Source organism: Pseudomonas sp. RA_15y_Pfl2_54, from assembly GCF_963971015.1.
Taxonomy (GTDB): domain Bacteria; phylum Pseudomonadota; class Gammaproteobacteria; order Pseudomonadales; family Pseudomonadaceae; genus Aquipseudomonas; species Aquipseudomonas baetica_A.
Window position 1 is genome coordinate 244583 of sequence record NZ_CAXAPN010000001.1, and the last position, 19053, is coordinate 263635.

The window sequence follows — 19053 nt, forward strand, 5'->3', positions numbered from 1 at the left end:
TGGCAGGTTTCTTCATTCAGGATGGTTTTCAGGTCCGGCCTGCTCAAAAGGAAGGTGACCCATGCGTATAGACCGTTTAACCAGCAAATTACAGTTGGCCTTGTCCGACGCCCAATCGTTGGCTGTCGGCCATGATCATCCGGCCATCGAGCCGGCGCACTTGATGCAAGCCATGCTTGAGCAGCAGGGCGGTTCGATCAAACCTCTGCTGATGCAGGTGGGCTTTGACATCAATAGCTTGCGTAAAGAGCTGACCAAAGAGCTCGACCAATTACCGAAAATCCAGAACCCCACCGGCGACGTCAACATGTCGCAGGACCTGGCGCGTCTGCTCAACCAGGCTGACCGTCTGGCTCAGCAGAAGGGCGACCAGTTCATCTCCAGCGAGCTGGTGCTGCTCGCCTCGATGGATGAGAACAGCAAGCTCGGCAAGTTGTTGCTTGGCCAAGGCGTGAGCAAGAAAGCGCTGGAGAACGCGATCAACAACCTGCGCGGTGGCGACGCGGTCAACGACGCCAACCATGAAGAGTCGCGTCAAGCGCTGGATAAATACACTGTCGACCTGACCAAACGTGCCGAAGAAGGCAAGCTCGATCCGGTGATCGGTCGTGACGATGAAATTCGTCGCACCATTCAGGTTCTGCAACGCCGTACCAAGAACAACCCGGTGCTGATCGGTGAACCCGGTGTGGGTAAAACCGCGATTGCCGAGGGCCTGGCCCAGCGCATCATCAACGGCGAAGTGCCGGACGGCCTCAAGGGCAAGCGTCTGCTCTCGCTGGATATGGGCGCATTGATTGCCGGTGCCAAGTACCGCGGTGAGTTCGAAGAGCGCCTGAAATCGCTGCTTAACGAGCTGTCGAAGCAGGAAGGGCAGATCATTCTGTTCATCGACGAACTGCACACCATGGTCGGCGCCGGTAAAGGCGAAGGCTCAATGGATGCTGGCAACATGCTCAAGCCAGCGCTGGCTCGCGGCGAGTTGCACTGCGTCGGCGCGACCACGCTCAACGAGTACCGCCAATATATAGAGAAGGACGCAGCCCTCGAACGGCGCTTCCAGAAAGTATTGGTGGATGAGCCAAGCGAAGAAGACACCATCGCGATCCTGCGTGGCCTCAAGGAGCGTTACGAGGTTCACCACAAGGTCGCGATCACTGACGGTGCAATCATCGCAGCGGCCAAGCTGAGCCATCGCTACATCACTGATCGGCAACTGCCGGACAAGGCCATCGACCTGATCGACGAGGCCGCCAGCCGCATCCGTATGGAGATCGATTCCAAGCCGGAAGTGCTGGATCGTCTGGAGCGCCGCCTGATTCAGTTGAAGGTGGAATCGCAGGCACTGAAGAAAGAAAGCGACGAAGCCGCGATGAAACGCCTGGAAAAACTTCAGGAGGAAATTGTCCGTCTCGAGCGTGAGTATTCGGATCTGGAAGAAATCTGGAACTCGGAAAAAGCCGAGGTACAGGGTTCTGCACAGATTCAGCAGAAGATCGAACAGTCCCGTCAGGAGTTGGAAGCGGCGCGCCGTAAAGGCGACCTGAACCGCATGGCCGAGTTGCAGTACGGGGTGATCCCGGATCTGGAGCGCAGCCTGCAAATGGTCGATCAGCACGGCAAGAGCGAAAACCAGTTGCTGCGCAGCAAGGTGACTGAGGAAGAAATCGCTGAAGTCGTGTCGAAGTGGACCGGCATTCCCGTGTCGAAAATGCTCGAAGGCGAGCGCGACAAGCTGATGAAGATGGAAAGCCTGTTGCACCAGCGTGTGATCGGCCAGGACGAAGCGGTCGTGGCGGTGGCCAATGCCGTTCGGCGTTCCCGCGCCGGGTTGTCGGATCCGAATCGCCCGAGTGGCTCGTTCATGTTCCTCGGCCCGACCGGTGTCGGTAAAACCGAGCTGTGCAAGGCGCTGGCTGAATTCCTCTTTGATACCGAAGAGGCGATGGTGCGGATCGACATGTCCGAGTTCATGGAGAAACATTCCGTGGCACGATTGATCGGTGCGCCACCGGGATACGTCGGTTACGAAGAGGGCGGTTATCTGACCGAAGCGGTACGGCGCAAGCCTTACTCGGTGATCCTGTTGGACGAAGTCGAGAAAGCGCACCCGGATGTGTTCAACATCCTCCTGCAAGTGCTTGAGGATGGTCGCCTGACCGACAGCCACGGTCGTACGGTGGACTTCCGTAATACCGTGATCGTCATGACGTCGAACCTGGGGTCAGTGCAGATCCAGGAGCTGGTGGGTGATCGTGAGGCGCAACGTGCGGCGGTGATGGATGCGCTGACCAGTCACTTCCGTCCGGAGTTCATCAACCGGGTTGACGAAGTGGTGATCTTCGAGCCTTTGGCGCGGGATCAGATCGCGGGCATTACCGAGATTCAGTTGGGCCGTCTGCGCAGTCGTCTGGCCGAGCGCGAATTGAAGCTGGAGCTGAGTCCGCAAGCGATGGATAAGCTGATTGCCGTCGGTTACGACCCGGTCTACGGCGCGCGACCTTTGAAACGGGCGATCCAGCGCTGGATCGAAAACCCGCTGGCACAATTGATCCTCTCGGGGCATTTCATGCCGGGGGACACGGCAACCGGTACCGTTGCGGACGACGAAATCGTTTTCAACTGAGCGGCAGCGTCAATGAAATAAGGAAGGCCTCGCTTTGCGAGGCCTTTTTTTCGCCAGGCTGTTGAACTCAAAGGAAAAGGCTTGTAAAGTGCGCCCCGCAGTCAGTCACCCACAAGGTTTCAGCTCACTGAGCAGAAATCTGAAATAAGTTGCAAATCATTAACTTGAAAGCGATTTAGGGGGTTGACAGAGGTGATCTAGGTTGTAGAATAGCGCGCCTCAGACACACGAACGCAGCGATGTGAACAAGGGTCTAAGAGCTGTAAGTTTCACCGTTGTAAATTGAAATATGTAGTTCCGTGATAGCTCAGTCGGTAGAGCAAATGACTGTTAATCATTGGGTCCCAGGTTCGAGTCCTGGTCACGGAGCCAATTTCAAACCGGGGTATAGCGCAGTCCGGTAGCGCGCCTGCTTTGGGAGCAGGATGTCAGGAGTTCGAATCCCCTTACCCCGACCATTTTTGGGTCGTTAGCTCAGTTGGTAGAGCAGTTGGCTTTTAACCAATTGGTCGTAGGTTCGAATCCCACACGACCCACCATTTTTGAAACCAGTTAGCGCTGGGATCGAATCTTAAGATCAGAGGCCAAAAGCGCTGATCGAAGAAGGCGATCTTTGAAAGGATCGCCTTTTTTTTACCGGGGTATAGCGCAGTCCGGTAGCGCGCCTGCTTTGGGAGCAGGATGTCAGGAGTTCGAATCCCCTTACCCCGACCATATTAAAAATCCTCGTATCGAAAGATACGGGGATTTTTTTTGCCTTCACGAAAGACAAATCCCTTCAAGTCATCGTACAACTTGCCGATAGCCCGCTAACAAGAGGGGCTGCCATTGCTTTGCCCCTTGATTCTGACCACTACAAGAATAAGGGCGCTCGTCATGTTGCTTCGTCAGTTGAATATTGCTCCTCGAGCAGCATTGGGCTTTGCCCTGATCGCGGTACTGGTGGCATTGCTTGGGGTGTTTGCGCTCGGACAGATGTCGAGTATTCGCGACAGTGAGGTTGCGGTAGAAAATCAGTGGTTGCCGAGTATTCGTGGCGGGGACGAAATTCGCGAGCTGATGTTGCGTATTCGCACCATTTCTTTGCGCATGGCGCTGGATCAGGATCCGAAGAACATCGCCACTTACCGCGGCCAGATGGACATCCGTGACAAAGAGTTGAGCGAGAAAATCGCCGCCTACGACAAACTGGTCACCACCCCTGAAGGCCAGCAGATTTATGAGCAGTTCAAAAAGACCTTCGCGGCTTACCGTAACGGCATTGCACAATCCTTCACCTTTGCAGAACAGGGCAAGCGGGACGAGTTGACCAAGCTGCTGCTGGTCGATATGAAAACCGTGGTCGACGGCTCCGGCAAACAACTCAATGACCTGGCGGATCTGTTCGCCAAACAAGTTGCCGTCGAAAGCCAGAACTCTGCAGCGCACTATGAAGCGTCGCGAATGATCGTTAGCGTGTTCATCGCTCTGGCGGCACTGGCGACCGTTGCGTTGGCGATGTTGCTCACCCGCAGCATCGTGCGCCCGCTAAGTAGCGCCGTCAGCGCCGCGGAGAGTGTGGCGCAAGGGGACCTGACCCGCCCCATCGAGACCCACGGCAACGACGAAGTCAGCCGCTTGCTCAAAGCGTTGGCGACCATGCAGCAGAACCTGCGCGAAACCCTGCAAGGGATCAGCGGTTCGGCCACGCAGTTAGCGACCGCTGCCGACGAGCTCAGTGCGGTGACGCTCGACAGCACACAAGGCCTGCAACAGCAAAACAACGAAATTGAGCAGGCAGCGACGGCTGTGAATGAGATGACCACGGCCGTGGAAGAGGTTGCACGCAACGCGGTGTCGACGTCTGACGCCACCCGGCAATCCAGTGAATCGGCGCATCTGGGGCAAGAGCGGGTCAGTGAAACTGCCAGTGCCATCAATGCGCTGGTCGGCGATGTGCAACACACGGGGGATCTGGTGCTGTCATTGGCCAACCAATCGCAGGACATTGGCAAAGTGCTGGACGTGATCCGGGCGATTGCTGAGCAGACCAACCTGCTGGCGCTCAATGCGGCCATTGAGGCGGCACGGGCAGGCGAGAGCGGTAGAGGTTTTGCTGTCGTCGCCGATGAGGTGCGAGCGCTGGCTTATCGTACGCAGCAATCGACCCAAGAGATCGAGCAGATGGTGCAAGGCATGCGCAACGGTTCGAGCCTGGCGCTCGATTCGATGCAGGCCAGTGCCGCGAGAGCCACGACCACGCTGACATTGGCTGAGCGTGCGGGTGAGGCGCTACAAACCATCACGTCTTCGGTGCATGAGATCCATGAGCGCAACCTGGTGATTGCCAGTGCCGCCGAAGAACAGGCTCAGGTGGCGCGGGAGGTGGATCGCAACCTGGTGAATATTCGCGACCTTTCTGTACGTTCCGCTGCCGGAGCCGACCAGACCAGCGCTGCCAGTCTTGAGTTGTCGCAACTGGCCAATGCCTTGCAGGGCATGGTGCGGCGATTCCAGTTGTAAGTTGGCCGGCGCAAAGAACGGTGGTGAGCTCAGTCAGGCACCTCATCTTTCGCTCAACACAAACCCCGTGGGAGCGGGCTTGCTCGCGAAAGCGGTCTATTAGCCAGCACATTGGCCGACTGATCCACTGCCTTCGCGAGCATGCCCGCTCCCACAGGTTTTTATATCAATGCAGTTTCAGGCGAGGCTCGGTCCCGCGGCCAATCTTGCTGCCCAGCATCAGCATCGCCGTGCGAAACGGCCCGTACAGCGCCATCTGGTGCATGCGATACAGCGACACGTAAAACATCCGCGCCAGCCAGCCTTCGAGCATCACGCTGCCGGTCAGATTGCCCATCAAGTTACCCACAGCCGAAAAACGCGACAGCGAGATCAGCGAGCCGTAGTCGGTGTATTTGTACTCCGGCAGGGTCTTGCCTTCGATGCGCAGTTTCAGCGATTTGGCCAGCAGCGACGCTTGTTGGTGCGCGGCTTGCGCGCGTGGCGGTACGTTGCGGTCGGAGCCCGGTTGCGGGCACGCGGCGCAGTCACCGAAGGCGAAGATGTTCTCGTCGCGGGTGGTCTGCAGGGTTGGCAGCACCTGCAGTTGATTGATGCGATTGGTTTCCAGGCCGTCGATGTCCTTGAGGAAGCCCGGTGCACGAATGCCGGCTGCCCAGACTTTCAGGCTGGCGTTGATCACGTTGCCGTCGGCGGTGATCAGGCTGTCCGCCGTCACTTCGCTGACTGCGGCGTTGGTCATCACATTGACCCCGAGTTTCTCCAGGGTCTTGTGCACTGGCCCGCTGATGCGTTCCGGCAGGGCCGGCAACACCCGTGGCCCAGCCTCGATCAGGGTGATGTGCATGTTTTCCGGTTTGATCCGGTCCAGCCCGTAGGCTGCCAGTTCATGGGCGGCGTTGTGCAGTTCTGCCGCCAGTTCGACGCCCGTGGCGCCAGCGCCGACGATCGCCACGCTGATCTGCTCGACCACATCGGTTTGCCCGGCGTGCGCACGCAAATAGTGGTTGAGCAGTTGCTGGTGGAAACGCTCGGCTTGTTTGCGGGTGTCGAGGAACAGGCAGTGCTGCGCTGCGCCCTCAGTGCCGAAATCGTTGGTGGTGCTGCCGACGCTGATCACCAGCGAGTCGTACTGCACTTCGCGCGCAGGCACGAGTTCGATGCCGTTTTCGTCGTAGGTCGCGGCCAGCTGGATTTTCTTCTGTGTGCGATCAAGCCCGCTCATGCGGCCCAACTGGAACTCGAAGTGGTTCCATTTGGCTTGGGCGACATAGTTGAGTTCGTCTTCGGAAGAGTTCAGCGATCCGGCGGCCACTTCGTGCAACAGCGGTTTCCAGATGTGCGTCAGGTTCGCGTCGACCAGCATCACACTGGCCGTGCCGCGCTTGCCCAGCGTCTTACCCAGACGGGTAGCCAACTCCAGACCGCCGGCGCCGCCGCCGACAATAACAATACGATGGGACATGGGGATAACTCGCAAGGTTTTTAAAGGAAATCGGTGCGGTTACCCGAGCGAGCGCGATGCAGCTCATAGCGTCAGGTAACTGATAAATCGGCTCAGCAGGCCCAGACCAATGGTCACTGCCAATACCAGCACCAGGAGCATCCACGGCCGGAAAGGCCGGCGCTCGACTCGGTGTTGGGACAGTTGCAGGTACTCTTCGACATGTTTCTGGTCTTCGGGGTTCAGGCGGCTGGTCATAATGGCCTCGTCAGATAGACGTTGCTGAATGTGCAGAAGCTACAGCGGTTTTCAACCGGGGTTGAACGCAGCATAGCCGCTGTCCGGAACAGGTTCGACGGACACGCCATCGTCGAGGCGAATGATTCCGCTTTGTAACACTCGTGCGGTGATTCCGCCATGCCCGCGCACCGCTTGAAAGGTGCCCGGGCCGAGGTTGTTCTGCAGGCGCGCACAGGGCTGGCACCAGCCAGTGGTTTCGAAAATCGCCTGACCCATGCGAAAACGCCGACCCTTGAGGCTGAACAGGTTGATCCCGCTGATAACGAGATTGCGCCGAAGATCTTCAGGCTTGACCGGTTGCTCCGCCGGGCGGCCCATCAAGGCACTGATCACCGCCAGGTGCTCCCACTGGATCAACGTCACCTGCCGCGCGTTGCGGATGCCGGGGCGAGCGTGATCGCCAGTCAGTCCGGCCTCCAGTCGCGCTTCCACGGCATCGAGTTCGATCATCGGCCCACGGGATTCCGGTCGCACGCCGATCCAGCGCACACGGCCGGTTTGCGGTACGTCGGCGATCAATTGTTGAAGTGGCGTCACAGGCTGATTCCTACGTCGAAAACGATGCTACGGCCCAGGTTGCTGCGCAGAAAATCCGGAGCATCGGGGTGCGCGAACAGCACGCGGGCGAATGTCGGGCCGACGAGGGACAACGAGCGCCAGCCTTGGCGCAAATATTCGGTGGGGGGCGGAAAGTGGCTGTTGAGGTCCAGTACCTCGCGTTTGAGACTGGCGAAAGCGATGATGTCCAGTTCGCCCAGATCCATGCCGCGTTCCTTGTAGTTGTGGGCTTTCTTGCGCAAGGTCGGCGCCAGTCTGAGCAGAAATTCATTGGCTGGAATTCGTCGCGGCTTGGCCTCGCGGCGCACCAGTTGGCTGAGGGAGAACGCACTGCGTCGACGCTGCAATTCATCGCGCCATTCATCGTTGAGTCGCCGGCCTTCATCCAGAACGAAGAACACCTCGAAATTGGCATCACGAAACAGCACGTCCGGTGGTTCGCCGGCCGGGGCGAACTCGTCGGCGCGGTAGGGAATGTTGAGGCCTTGCAGCAGGCGCTGGCAAACCCAACGCTCACGCTCCCATTTGCGGGCATTGGACAGGAACGCGTTGGCTTGCTCGGCCGCGATGGTCAGCAGGCGTAAATAATCTGAGTCATCCATAGGCCCAAGCTTAGCGTTCAAATGCGACAAGCAGAAAGCCTTGCGTGGCAAAGTGCGTCAGTGGGCAGTCTGGATGGGCGGTGTAGACTGACGGAAATCGTCCATTGAACGTAAACCGAGGGGATTGAACGTGAAATCACGCTGGTTACTGTTGTTCGCTCTTGTTCCGCTGTTGGCTCATGCGCTTGAGACCGGCGAGCAACTCGCCCCCTGGACGTTGCTGGATCAGAACGATCAGGCATACACGCTCGACAACACAACCACGACGCTGCTGGTGGCCCGGGACATGGAGGGCGCCAAACTGATCAAGGAAGCGCTGAAGGATCAGCCCAAGGGCTATCTGGAGGCGCGTCACGCGGTATTCGTTGCCGACATCCAGCGTATGCCGACGCTGATTGCCAGGATGTTCGCTGTGCCCGCCATGCGTGACTACAGCTATCGGGTCATGCTCGATCGCGAGGGTCGGGTTGCGTCACGCTATCCCGGCGCAGAGGGTCAGGTGTTGTGGCTGCAACTCAAGGATCGCCGATTGCTTGAACAGCATGAATATGCCAACGCCGCCGGACTGCGCGAGGCACTGGAGAACGCGCGGCCATGATCGGCGCCGAGGTGCTGTCCACTGGAAGCCTGGTACTGGGCTGGCTGATTTATTTGCCGGTGCTGCTCTGGGCGATCTTTCGCGCACCTTGGGTCGAATTGTTCAGCGATCGCCGCCGTCAGCATTTGCTGTTCGGCACCGTGTTCGCGCTGTTTCTGTTGTGGCTGGTGCGCAGGGATTTTGACACGGGAGTGTCTTATCACTTCATCGGCATGACAGCGGTGACGTTGCTGTTGGACTGGCCGCTGGCGGTTGTCGGCGGGCTAGTGGCGCAAGTGGGCCTGGTGCTGCTCGGGCGTCAGGACCTCGCAGCGCTTGGGGTCAACGGCGCATTGTTCATAGTGCTGCCCGTGCTGGTCACTGAGTGCGTGGCGATCCTCGTCGAGCGTGCGCAGCCGCGTAATCCATTTGTTTACATCTTCTGTTCCGGGTTTCTGGCGGCGGCATTGTCGGCGTTGATGTGCCTGCTGTTCAGTCTGACGTTGCTCTGGTACGACGGCCTCTTTGCCATGCCAGAGTGGCTGGAGGACTTCATTGGCTACGTGTGGCTGATCATCTTCCCCGAAGCATTCATCAACGGCATGGTCATCAGTGCGCTGGTGGTGTTCTGCCCGGAATGGCTGGAGACATTCAACCGCACCCGCTACCTTTCGGCGCCGTGGAAGGACGACGATCCCAAATCTTGATCCATATCAAACCCGCCACACGCGGGAAATTTCATGCTCGTGCAAATCCCTTCAGGAGCAGCAGCATGAGTGTTTACGAGTGGGCAAGACAGGAGACCCGGCAGAGTCTGGAGATGGCGCAGGAGGTGGGGTTCGATCCGGGTTTGAGCCTGCGCGCCTTGCTCAGCGCAGTGGTGCAACAGAGCAAGACCGTGCGCAACGCCGAAGACCTGGCCGACGAGTTGCGCTTTTTGGCGCAGAACCTCGACGACGATCAGGACTACGGTTTCATGCGGCCCTGAGCGGGATCAGTGACGCGGGTCGAAGTCGCCGGAAAACAGTTCATCTTCGGCATCCGGGGCGACCGGAATCTTGTGTTCTTCGGATGCCCAGGCGCCGAGGTCGATCAGTTTACAGCGATCGGAACAGAACGGCCGAAACGTGTTCTCAGGCGTGAATTCAACGGGCGCGCCGCAAGTTGGGCATTCTACGGTTGGGATCTGGCTCATGATTGGCCTCCACTTAAAGTCAGGTAAAAGTCATGCAGACGCTCGACCTCGCTGTGCAGCCAGGCGAGGTCGCGGTCGTTGACCACCACGTCGTCGGCACGGCTCACGCGGTCTTCGCGGCTCGACTGGGCCTTGAGGATCGCCTGGACCTGCTGTTCGCTGGTCTGGTCACGCTGCAAGGTGCGTTCGATTTGCAGTTGTTGCGGGGCGTCGATCACCAGAATGCGCTGAGTCATCGCGTATTGCCCGGATTCGATCAACAACGGCGAAACCAGAATCGCGTAGGGCGATTTTGCCAGCGCTAGATGATGGGCGATTTCCTCGGCGATCAACGGATGGAGCAGGGATTCGAGCCAGCGGCGTTCTTCGGGGACTTCGAAGATCAGCTTGCGCAGGGCGGCGCGATCCAGCGTTCCATCAGCCTGTAGCACGCCAGCACCGAAGTGCTCGGCGATCTTGGCCAGCGCCGGGCGCCCCGGTTCAACCACCCAGCGCGCCGCGTGATCGGCGTCGACCACATGGATGCCGAGGTCGATGAAGTGCTGCGCCGCGGCGCTTTTACCGCTGCCGATGCCACCGGTCAGGCCGAGAATCCAGGGTTTTTCCACAGGGGTATTCATTTCAAACCGACAAACTGCCAATAGAAGTCGGTTATTTGACCACCCCAGAGCAAGGCAATCCAGCCGGCAATTGCCAGATTGGGGCCGAAGGGGATCGGCGTCGAGGTTTTCTGCTGACGCAGACGCAGCATAATCACGCCGATGATTGCGCCCACCAGCGATGACAGCAGAATTGTCAGCGGCAGAATCTGCCAGCCCCCCCACGCTCCGAGCAACGCCAACAGCTTGAAATCACCGTGACCGATACCGTCCTTGCCGGTGATCAGCTTGAACAGCCAGAACACCGACCACAGCGCCATATACCCGGCCACCGCGCCCCACAGTGCGTCGTGCAACGGCACGAACAGCCCGAAGCTGTTGACGATCAACCCAAGCCACAGCAGCGGAAGTACCAGCACATCGGGCAGCAATTGGTGCTCGGTGTCGATCAGACTCATCGCCAGCAAGCCCCAGGTCAGAAAGATCAACAGGCACGCCGGCCAGCCAAAACCCAGATGCCAGGCGATGAACGCCGAGAGCAGGCCGCAGGCCAGTTCGGTCAGCGGATAGCGTTTGCTGATCGGCGCGGCGCACGCAGAACAGCGTCCGCGCAGCCACAGATAGCTGAGCAGCGGAATGTTCTCCCACGGGCGAATTCGATGAGCGCAATGCGGGCACTCGGAGTGAGGCAGCATGAGGTTGTAGGCCGGCCGTGACGTTTCGCCGGGCAGGCCAAGTACATCCTGAGCCTGCTGGCGCCAATCACGCTCGAGCATTTTCGGCAGGCGCCAGATCAGCACATTGAGGAAGCTGCCGACCACCAGCCCGAGCAGCAGCGCAGTGAAAACAAAGGCCGGCGGATACAGGGCAAACAGTTCGTCGATAGGCATGTCAGATCGCTGAGCCGAGTTGGAAAATTGGCAAGTACATGGCCACCACCAGACCGCCGACGATTACCCCGAGCACCACCATGATGAACGGCTCCATGAGGCTGGTGAGGTTGTCGACCATGTTGTCCACTTCGTCCTCGTAAAACCCCGCGACCTTGGCGAGCATGTCGTCCAGTGCGCCGGACTCTTCGCCGATCGCCGTCATCTGCACCGCCATGCTTGGAAAGACGCCCGTGGCGCGCATCGAAAAATTCAGCTGCATGCCGGTAGAAACATCCTGGCGGATCCGCAGCACCGCACGCTTGAACACCACGTTGCCGGTGGCACCTGCCACCGATTCGAGGGCTTCCACCAGCGGCACACCGGCAGCGAATGTGGTTGACAGGGTTCGGGCGAAACGCGCAACGGCGGATTTGTACATCATCGTGCCGACCAAGGGCAGCTTCAGCAGCCAGGTGTCTCGACGGTCACGCAAACCCTGGGATTTTTTCAGCGCATGGCGGGTGCCGAACACCGCCGCCACCAGTGCGCCGAGTACCGCCCACCACCATTGCTGCATGAATTCCGAGAGGCTGATCACCATCAGGGTGAAGGCCGGCAGTTCGGCGCCGAAGCCTGCGAACACCGACTGAAATTGCGGCACCACCTTCACCAGCAGGATCCCGGTCACGACCCCAGCCACCAGCACCACGGCAGTCGGATAGGTCATGGCCTTCTTGATCTTGGCTTTCAGGCTTTCGCTTTTTTCTTTATAGGTCGCGACGCGTTCGAGCAAGGTGTCGAGGGCGCCGGACTGCTCGCCGGCGTCCACCAGGTTGCAATACAACTCGTCAAAATATTGCGGCTTTTTGCGCAGGGCGTTGGCGAAACTGTTGCCCGCAGCGACTTCCTGTTTCACGTCGTCGACCAGTTTGCGCATGGCCGGGTTTTCAAAGCCCTCGCCGATGATGTCGAACGACTGCAGCAGAGGGACGCCGGCCTTCATCATGGTTGCCATTTGCCGGGTGAACAGGGCGATGTCCCGGGCCTTGATGCGGTTGCCGAAACTCAGCAGGACAGCTGATTTCTTGCGCACCTTACCGGGGTTGATACCTTGCTTGCGCAATTGCGCCTTGATCAGCGCGGGATTCTGTCCACTCAATTCGCCAGTGATCTTGCTGCCTTTCCTGTCCGTGCCTTCCCAGGCGTAGACGCTGATTTTCGCTGCCTTGCCCGCCATGTTCAGTCCTTGGTGACCCGGTTGATTTCTTCAAGGCTGGTGATGCCTTGCATGGCTTTGTGCAAGCCTGAGGTGCGCAAGTCGTCGAAGCCGTCACGGCGCATCTGGCTGTCGATTTCCAGCGAGTTGCCTTCGGCCATGATCAGCCGTTGCAGTTCCGGTGTGTTTTTCACCACTTCATAAATCCCCACACGCCCCTTGTAACCGCCGTTGCAATGATCGCAACCGACCGGCTCGTAGATCGTGAAACTGCCAATGCGTTCCTCGGGGAAGCCTTCCTTGATCAGCGTTTCGCGCGGGATCTCGATGGGTTTCTTGCAGTGGCTGCACAACTTGCGCGCCAGCCGTTGCGCGATGATCAGGCTGACCGAGGTGGCGATGTTGAAACCGGGGATGCCCATGTTGTGCAGGCGGGTCAGGGTTTCGGCTGCGCTGTTGGTGTGCAGCGTGGACAACACGAGGTGGCCGGTTTGCGCTGCCTTGATCGCGATTTCGGCGGTTTCCAGATCGCGGATCTCGCCGACCATGATCACGTCCGGGTCCTGGCGCAGAAACGAACGCAATGCCTGAGCAAAGTCGAGCCCTTGTTTGGGGTTGACGTTGACCTGATTGATGCCTTCCATGTTGATCTCCACCGGGTCTTCGGCGGTGGAAATATTGATGTCGACGGTGTTGAGGATGTTCAGGCCGGTATACAGCGATACGGTTTTACCCGAGCCGGTAGGGCCGGTGACCAGAATCATCCCTTGCGGCTGTTTGAGCGCGGCCATGTACAGGTCTTTTTGCGCTGGCTCATAGCCCAGGGCATCGATCCCGATCTGCGCGCTGGACGGGTCGAGAATCCGGATCACCACTTTTTCGCCCCACAGAGTGGGCAGGGTGTTGACCCGGAAATCGATCGACTTGCTCTTCGACAGGCGCATTTTGATTCGCCCGTCCTGGGGTTTACGGCGCTCCGAGATATCGAGGCTGGCCATGACTTTCAGGCGTGCGGCGATGCGCCCGGCCAGTTGAATGGGTGGTTTGGCCACTTCGCGCAGAATGCCGTCGGTGCGTACCCGTACCCGATAGGTTTTCTCGTAGGGCTCGAAGTGCAAGTCGGAAGAGCCGCTCTTGATCGCATCGAGCAGCATCTTGTGGACGAAACGCACCACTGGCGCATCGTCGACATCGAGTCCGCCGATGGCGTCCTGATTGCTGTCGTCGATGGCTTCGACATCGAGACCGTCGAGATCGACATCGGCCATGTCTTCAAGGCCTGAGGTGTGGGTGTCGAAGAATTTTTCGATGGCGTCGGTGAGCTTGTCGTCCTCCACCAGAATGGCTTCGGTGCTCAGGCCGGTGCTGAACTGGATGTCATTGATCGCTTGATGATTGCTCGGGTCGCAAATGCCCACGAACAGTTTGTTGCCGCGACGCCACAAGGGCAGGGCGTGGTGCTGGCGCACCAGTTTTTCACTGACCAGATCTTTGGGCTGGGTTTCCAAGTCCAGGCAATTGAGATCAAGGAACGCCATGCCGAAGTGCTCCGAGGCGATCTCGGCCACCTGAGCGCTTTTCAGCAGTTTGTTCTGTACCAGATAAGTGACCAGCGACAGCCTGTCGCGCTGGGCCTGTTGCCAGGCTTGCTGGGCGCTTTTTTCCGTCAGCAGTTCGGCCTGCACCAATTGCTTGGCCAGACCGCTCAGAGCGATGTCATTCATGGGGATTCCGCGCACTTGCCGTTCATGACTTATAGCCTAGTCAAGTGACAGCGCCAAACACGGCCCATGCAGGTGACAAAAAGTGTCAGATAGTGCGGTTACAGGTTGTAGGAAACCGCGCCGCCCGCTGCTCGCGCCCAGTCAGCAGGGCTTTATGGCGATTGGCATGGGCTATGCTCGGTCCTTCTCAGATCATGAGATTTCGACTCATGCATGGAGCGTGTCTATGAAAAAACAACAAGGTTTTACGCTGATCGAACTGCTGATCGTGGTGGCGATCATCGGGATTCTGGCGACCATCGCGTTGCCGCAGTATTCGAAATATCAGGCACGGTCGAAAGTGACGGCGGGGTTGGCGGAAATCAGTGCTCTGAAAGTCCCTTTCGAAGACACCATCAATCAAGGTACTGATCCGTCACTGACGAACGTCGCCGGCAGTGCCACGGCCACCACCTCCAACTGCACGCTGGCCGCTTCGGGTACAGCGTCCACAGGCGCTGGCACCATCACCTGTACTTTGGTGAACTCGCCAGGGCCCGTGTTGGGTAAAACCATCACATTGACCCGCACTGGCGCTGCAACGGGCAGTACCTCTGGCACTTGGAGTTGTGCGTCCACGGTCAATCCCGACTACGCGCCTAAAGGTTGCCCGGGCAGCGGTGCCTGAGGCGTTCAACGGCGTCACGGAATGCCCCGCACAGCGGGGCATTTTTCATGGCGCGGCGCTTTATAAAAGCCTCAATAATTTCAGCATCTTAGGAACTTTTCCAAAAGCCGCAACTTGCATGTGCATATTGCGCAAGTCATGCAATTTGCATGAATCCGAAAATTTGCCTTAATTGTAAGTTATTGATTAATATCGTTTTTATTGCTTAATGAAAGTTGGCACAGCGTTCGCAATATCTCCAGTAACCCTGCTGACAAGACATCCAGCAGACTTTCCAGAAAAACAGGAGTTACTCGTATGAAGAAGTTCGCTATCACTGCCGCTGCTGCTACCGCGCTGACCCTGACCATGTCCTGCGGTGCATTCGCACAATCCACCCAGGCTACTCAGGCACCCATGACGCTGGCTGCCGGTGAAATGACCAAGGCTAAAGAAGTTACTTCCGATACCTGGATCACTACCAAAGTGAAAAGCGATCTGGTGACCGAAAAAGGCATCCCAGGCACCGACATCAAAGTTGAAACCAACAAAGGCGTCGTTTCCCTGTCCTCCACTGTTGCAGTGACCGATGCTCAAAAAGAAATGGCTGTGAGCATCACCGAGAAAATCGAAGGCGTCAAAGCGGTGTCCGCTGCTGGCCTGAAAGCCGAGTAAGGCAAAGGCTTCTCGCCTGGACCGGGAGAAGGCGCGACAGACGGGCCGAGCCATACGTCTGTCGCCACTTTAGAGTTCATGCGACTGGTCACATGGATGTGACCATTACAGGCCCCGACACTTGTGTCGGGGCCTGTTCTATTTCGCGGTGCCACAAAAAACAACTGCGGGGGGCTGGGGTTAATGCCCGCGTTCGCTGTTGATCTGGCGCAGGCGGTTGCCCTCAAAGTGCAGGTATTGGTACATGCCGTTGTTCGGGCCGTAAGTCCATTCCTCGACCTGAAACTCTTCGCGGCGATTGGCGCTGCGCTTGTAGCCCAACAGGTCACGATTGACCGGCTCACCGCACTTGTGAAGTACTTCGCTTGCGCGGTCACCGATGCTGACCAGTTGGCTGCCGCAGCGCAGCGTATCGGACGCCCAAGTGTTTCCGGCAATGAGTGTCAGGGCCATCGCGGCCAGCCATTGTCGCTTCATCATTCGGCATCCAGGTGCATTTGCGTGACCACTCGACCGTCGCTTTGTGCCTCGCCAAGGTTGGCGTCGATGAAGTACACGCGGTCGTCCGCCAACTGGCCCTTGTCCACCAGATAATCCTTGATGCTGCTGGCGCGATCCTGGCCCAACTGGCGCAGCAACACATCGCTGCCGCTCCAGAACTTGATCACGCCTTCGCGCATTTTCGCGGTGCGCTCTTCCTTGCCCAGATCCTTCCATTGAGCCGGTGGCTGGGTTTTCAGACGGGTGCGGTAGATGCCTTCAAGCAGCGGGCCTTTCTCGCCATCGGGGACGTTGATCAAGGACGCTTGGGCCGGGACTTTGTCGCCACGACGCTGGAGCATCTTGTAGTAGTTGTACTGGTATTCACGCTCCAGACGCTGTTCGGCAAGCAATGGGCCGTCGCTGCTTTTCGCGGCGGTGCCTTCGATTTCCAGGCGCAGGGCCGGACGCTCCTTCAGCGCTTGTGACAGCTTGATCAGCGCCGCTTCAGCGTCCTTGTTCAGTTCGCTGGAGCCGGGGGCAAAGGACACGGTGCCGAGGTCTTGCGAACCACCGCCGCTGACCAGCCCGCCAATCAGTTTGAACGGCGCAGCGGCGGCTTTGACGATCAGGTTGCGCAGGGTCTGCCAGACAATTGGCATCACGCTGAACTGCGGGTTGTTCAAGTCGCCCGTTACCGGCAATTCGATGGAGATCTTGCCGTCGACGTCCTTGAGCAAGGCAATCGCCAGTTTCAGCGGCAGGCTCACGGCGTCGGGACTGTCGACTTTCTCGCCTAGCTGCAACTGTTCGACCACCACTTTGTTCTCGGCTTTCAACTGGCCTTTGGTGATCAGGTAATGCAGGTCGAGATTGAGGCGGCCCTTGCGGATGCGGTAACCGGCGAACTTGCCGGAGTAGGGCGTCAGCGTGGTCAGTTCAACCCGTTGGAAACGGGTGGCGATGTCGAGGCTGGCCATCGGGTCGAATGGGTTGACCGCGCCCTTGATGGTCACTGGCGCATAGCGGTCGACCTTGCCCTTGATGTCGACGCTGGCTGGTTTCGCCTCGCGACTGTCGATGGTGCCGATCTGGCCGTTGAGTTGCTGGACGGCGGTGGCGAAGTTCGGGGTCAGGCTGAAGTCGGCGAAGTTGGCCGAGCCGTCATTGATGGCGATGGCGCCGATGTGAATGCCCAGCGGTTTGTCTTTGCTGGCCGGTTTGGCTGCTGCGGTTTTGGCGCCACTGTCGGCAGGCTGCGGGATCAGCAAGTCATCGATGTTGGTGGTGCGGTCATCGTTGATCATGAACCGCACATACGGTTGGAACAGATTGACCTTGTCGATCGACAGGCTGTCGCCGTGCTGATAGTTCAGGCCCTCGACGACCACTTGCTGCCACTTGAGGAAATCGCGGGTTTTCAGGGTGTCCAGGGTGTGCAGTTGATCGATCTGGGCGCGCCCCGTGACGCTGAGTGCCAAAGGCTCGGTGCTCTTGAGGTTGACCTTCAAGTCACTGCCGAGCATGCCGCTACGCAGTTCCAGGCGAATGAACGGGTTGATATAGGACTGCGCGACACGCAGGTCGATGTCCCGGGTTTTCACGTTGAGCTGGGCAGTGACCGGGGCGAGGTTGACCACGCCGTCGGCCATGATCTTGCCTTGCTTGCCCAGTCCGGTGTCGAGTTTGACCTTGAAAGGCGAGCCGTTGAGGCTGTCGAAATCCTGCAGGTCCGCGTTCAGCGGGCCGACGTCCAGCGCCACCGGTGGATTGGCCGAGCGGTCGGCCAGATGCACTTGGTAGTTGCGCAATTGCACGTCTTTGAGCAGCACTTGCCACGGCTTGCTCGGTGCGCTGGGTTCGGGTTTCGGCGAGTCGGCGGCGGCCGGGGTAGCCTTGGGTTCGGCGGCAGCTTGGGCGGCAGGTTTCGACGGTTGACTGGCAAACAGTTTCTGCCAGTCCAGTTGGCCGTCGGCTTCAAGGGCGGCCCAGGTTTCGAGTTTCTGGCTGCGGATCTTGCCGACCACCACCTGCTGTTTGGCCAGATCGACCGTGGTTTCGCTGACATCGAGGCGTTCGAGCTTCGCCAGCGGGCGTCCGTCCGGCGCTTTGATCGCGAATGGCGCAATGCTCACCGCGACATTGTTGAGCAGCAATTCGGTTTCTTTCGACAGATTGAGTTTGTAGTCGGTACTGAGGCTGACCACGCCGTTTTCCAATACCAACGGCACCGCGTCCCGCACATAGGGCCAGAAGGATTTCATCTGGCCATCGGTGACTTTCAATGTGCCTTGGGAGGTGAATGGAATCAGGCTGAGGTTGCCTTTCCAGTCGATTTGCCCACCGGCCGGGCCGGCGGCCACCAGTGTCATGTCGGCGTTGTCTTCGGGCAGGGTGCTGAGGTTTTTCAGTTCGAAGTCGAGTTTGTCGTAGAGAAATTCGATGGGCTCGCTGGGCCGCGCGTCTTCAAAGTGGACATAGCCGTCGGCCAGCTTGATTCGTTCTATGCGCAGTGGAAACGGCTTGGCATCTGGGTCTGCCGGAGTCGGTTCGCTGGCGGGAATGTTGAATAACCCAAGCAGATTGAGCGTGCCGTCCTTGGCGAAGAGGATTTCGGTCTTGGGCTTGTCGAGTTCGATGTCGGACAGGTGCAGCGCTTTTGTCCACAGGCTGTCGAGTTGCAGGTTGGCATACAGGCGCTCGAAGCCGACCTGTTCCTTGCCCGGTTCGCCGATGCCCAACCCCCACAGGGTGACCTCAAGGCTGAACGGATTGAGTTCGATGCGCTGAATATGCGCAGGCACCGTCGCGTAGTTGGCCAGTTGCTGATTGGCCACGCGCAGGGCGATGCCCGGCAAAATCAGAAACCCCAGCAGGCTGTAGAGGGCCAGGGCGGTCAACAAGGCGCCAATCGCGCGAATCAATCCTTTGTGCATGTGCGGCTTCATCTGTCTGAATCGGAGTGCCTTGGAGTATGGCACGCGATTCTGGTTCCGAAGTGCTCACGCCTTGCAGCAAGTGTCTGAAAGTTGTGAGT

18 protein-coding genes, 4 tRNA genes and 1 pseudogene are annotated in these 19053 nt (G+C 58.6%); 12 read left to right on the top strand and 11 right to left on the bottom strand.

Features of this window, described 5'->3' with window-relative positions; genetic code table 11:
• The first annotated feature begins 61 nt into the window (after window positions 1-61).
• The 7 genes and pseudogenes from clpB (at window position 62) to AACY50_RS28625 (ending at window position 5128) form a co-directional block, all read left to right on the top strand.
• Entirely contained in the window at window positions 62-2626 is a 2565-nt protein-coding gene (gene clpB / locus AACY50_RS01215; protein ID WP_339432778.1) for an ATP-dependent chaperone ClpB, read from the top strand.
• 296 nt (window positions 2627-2922) lie between these two features.
• Window positions 2923-2998: transfer RNA gene (locus tag AACY50_RS01220), tRNA-Asn, on the top strand.
• A 9-nt stretch (window positions 2999-3007) separates the two neighbouring features.
• A tRNA-Pro gene (locus AACY50_RS01225) sits at window positions 3008-3084 on the top strand.
• A gap of 5 nt (window positions 3085-3089) precedes the next feature.
• A tRNA-Lys gene (locus AACY50_RS01230) sits at window positions 3090-3165 on the top strand.
• Between the two features lie 98 nt (window positions 3166-3263).
• Window positions 3264-3340, top strand: a tRNA-Pro gene (locus tag AACY50_RS01235).
• Between the two features lie 162 nt (window positions 3341-3502).
• Window positions 3503-4273, top strand: a pseudogene (locus tag AACY50_RS28620) (MCP four helix bundle domain-containing protein); the annotation flags it as partial.
• Window positions 4265-5128 carry a methyl-accepting chemotaxis protein gene (locus AACY50_RS28625; RefSeq protein WP_445261462.1) on the top strand — a complete coding sequence of 288 codons (864 nt, stop codon included), beginning with the start codon at window positions 4265-4267 and terminating at the stop codon, window positions 5126-5128. The pseudogene AACY50_RS28620 and the gene AACY50_RS28625, both read left to right, overlap by 9 nt.
• A gap of 166 nt (window positions 5129-5294) precedes the next feature.
• Here the strand turns inward: AACY50_RS28625 and AACY50_RS01245 are convergent, their stop codons facing one another.
• From AACY50_RS01245 to AACY50_RS01260, 4 genes are all read right to left on the bottom strand, one after another.
• The gene (locus AACY50_RS01245; protein ID WP_221733554.1) at window positions 5295-6593 is read right to left on the bottom strand and encodes an NAD(P)/FAD-dependent oxidoreductase; all 1299 of its coding nucleotides are present in this window, start codon (window positions 6591-6593) and stop codon (window positions 5295-5297) included.
• 63 nt (window positions 6594-6656) lie between these two features.
• The gene (locus tag AACY50_RS01250) at window positions 6657-6830 is read right to left on the bottom strand and encodes a DUF3094 domain-containing protein (RefSeq protein ID WP_007909875.1); all 174 of its coding nucleotides are present in this window, start codon (window positions 6828-6830) and stop codon (window positions 6657-6659) included.
• 51 nt (window positions 6831-6881) lie between these two features.
• A complete protein-coding gene (locus AACY50_RS01255; RefSeq protein WP_339538056.1) occupies window positions 6882-7409 on the bottom strand; it encodes an MOSC domain-containing protein in 528 nt (175 codons plus the stop codon).
• Window positions 7406-8032 (bottom strand): DUF1780 domain-containing protein, encoded by a 627-nt coding sequence (locus tag AACY50_RS01260; protein WP_003228301.1) that lies wholly within the window; start codon window positions 8030-8032, stop codon window positions 7406-7408. Before AACY50_RS01260 ends, AACY50_RS01255 begins: the two co-directional genes overlap by 4 nt.
• Before the next feature lie 130 nt (window positions 8033-8162).
• On the opposite strand from AACY50_RS01260, the gene AACY50_RS01265 reads away from it, so the two are divergent.
• The 3 genes from AACY50_RS01265 to AACY50_RS01275 all read left to right on the top strand — a co-directional run bounded on the left by AACY50_RS01265 (window position 8163) and on the right by AACY50_RS01275 (window position 9597).
• The gene (locus tag AACY50_RS01265) at window positions 8163-8630 is read left to right on the top strand and encodes an FAD/FMN-containing dehydrogenase (protein ID WP_339432781.1); all 468 of its coding nucleotides are present in this window, start codon (window positions 8163-8165) and stop codon (window positions 8628-8630) included.
• Window positions 8627-9316 carry an energy-coupling factor ABC transporter permease gene (locus AACY50_RS01270; RefSeq protein ID WP_339432782.1) on the top strand — a complete coding sequence of 230 codons (690 nt, stop codon included), beginning with the start codon at window positions 8627-8629 and terminating at the stop codon, window positions 9314-9316. Before AACY50_RS01265 ends, AACY50_RS01270 begins: the two co-directional genes overlap by 4 nt.
• Window positions 9317-9381: 65 nt before the next feature.
• Window positions 9382-9597: a hypothetical protein gene (locus AACY50_RS01275; RefSeq protein WP_339432783.1), complete on the top strand. Its 216-nt coding sequence runs from the start codon at window positions 9382-9384 to the stop codon at window positions 9595-9597.
• Between the two features lie 6 nt (window positions 9598-9603).
• Here the strand turns inward: AACY50_RS01275 and yacG are convergent, their stop codons facing one another.
• The 5 genes from yacG to pilB are packed head-to-tail and all read right to left on the bottom strand — an operon-like array spanning window position 9604 to window position 14215.
• Window positions 9604-9804, bottom strand: coding sequence for a DNA gyrase inhibitor YacG (gene yacG / locus AACY50_RS01280; RefSeq protein WP_221733559.1), 201 nt, complete (start codon window positions 9802-9804; stop codon window positions 9604-9606).
• Entirely contained in the window at window positions 9801-10424 is a 624-nt protein-coding gene (coaE, locus tag AACY50_RS01285; RefSeq protein WP_339432784.1) for a dephospho-CoA kinase, read from the bottom strand. Before coaE ends, yacG begins: the two co-directional genes overlap by 4 nt.
• Window positions 10421-11293 (bottom strand): prepilin peptidase, encoded by an 873-nt coding sequence (locus AACY50_RS01290; RefSeq protein WP_339538057.1) that lies wholly within the window; start codon window positions 11291-11293, stop codon window positions 10421-10423. The genes coaE and AACY50_RS01290 overlap by 4 nt, the downstream gene beginning before the upstream one ends.
• Before the next feature lies 1 nt (window position 11294).
• Window positions 11295-12512, bottom strand: coding sequence for a type II secretion system F family protein (locus AACY50_RS01295; protein WP_339432786.1), 1218 nt, complete (start codon window positions 12510-12512; stop codon window positions 11295-11297).
• A gap of 2 nt (window positions 12513-12514) precedes the next feature.
• A complete protein-coding gene (gene pilB, locus AACY50_RS01300; RefSeq protein ID WP_339432787.1) occupies window positions 12515-14215 on the bottom strand; it encodes a type IV-A pilus assembly ATPase PilB in 1701 nt (566 codons plus the stop codon).
• A 226-nt stretch (window positions 14216-14441) separates the two neighbouring features.
• Here pilB and AACY50_RS01305 point away from each other — a divergent pair, with 226 nt between their 5' ends.
• Complete coding sequence (locus AACY50_RS01305) at window positions 14442-14882, top strand: pilin (protein WP_339538058.1); 441 nt, start codon at window positions 14442-14444, stop codon at window positions 14880-14882.
• Between the two features lie 297 nt (window positions 14883-15179).
• Complete coding sequence (locus AACY50_RS01310; protein ID WP_339466285.1) at window positions 15180-15536, top strand: BON domain-containing protein; 357 nt, start codon at window positions 15180-15182, stop codon at window positions 15534-15536.
• Between the two features lie 180 nt (window positions 15537-15716).
• On the opposite strand, the gene AACY50_RS01315 is transcribed toward AACY50_RS01310, so the two are convergent.
• Together AACY50_RS01315 and AACY50_RS01320 are read right to left on the bottom strand one after the other, a co-directional pair.
• Window positions 15717-16013: a DUF2845 domain-containing protein gene (locus AACY50_RS01315; protein WP_339466290.1), complete on the bottom strand. Its 297-nt coding sequence runs from the start codon at window positions 16011-16013 to the stop codon at window positions 15717-15719.
• Window positions 16013-18964: a DUF748 domain-containing protein gene (locus AACY50_RS01320; protein ID WP_339538059.1), complete on the bottom strand. Its 2952-nt coding sequence runs from the start codon at window positions 18962-18964 to the stop codon at window positions 16013-16015. Before AACY50_RS01320 ends, AACY50_RS01315 begins: the two co-directional genes overlap by 1 nt.
• Window positions 18965-19053 lie beyond the last annotated feature (89 nt).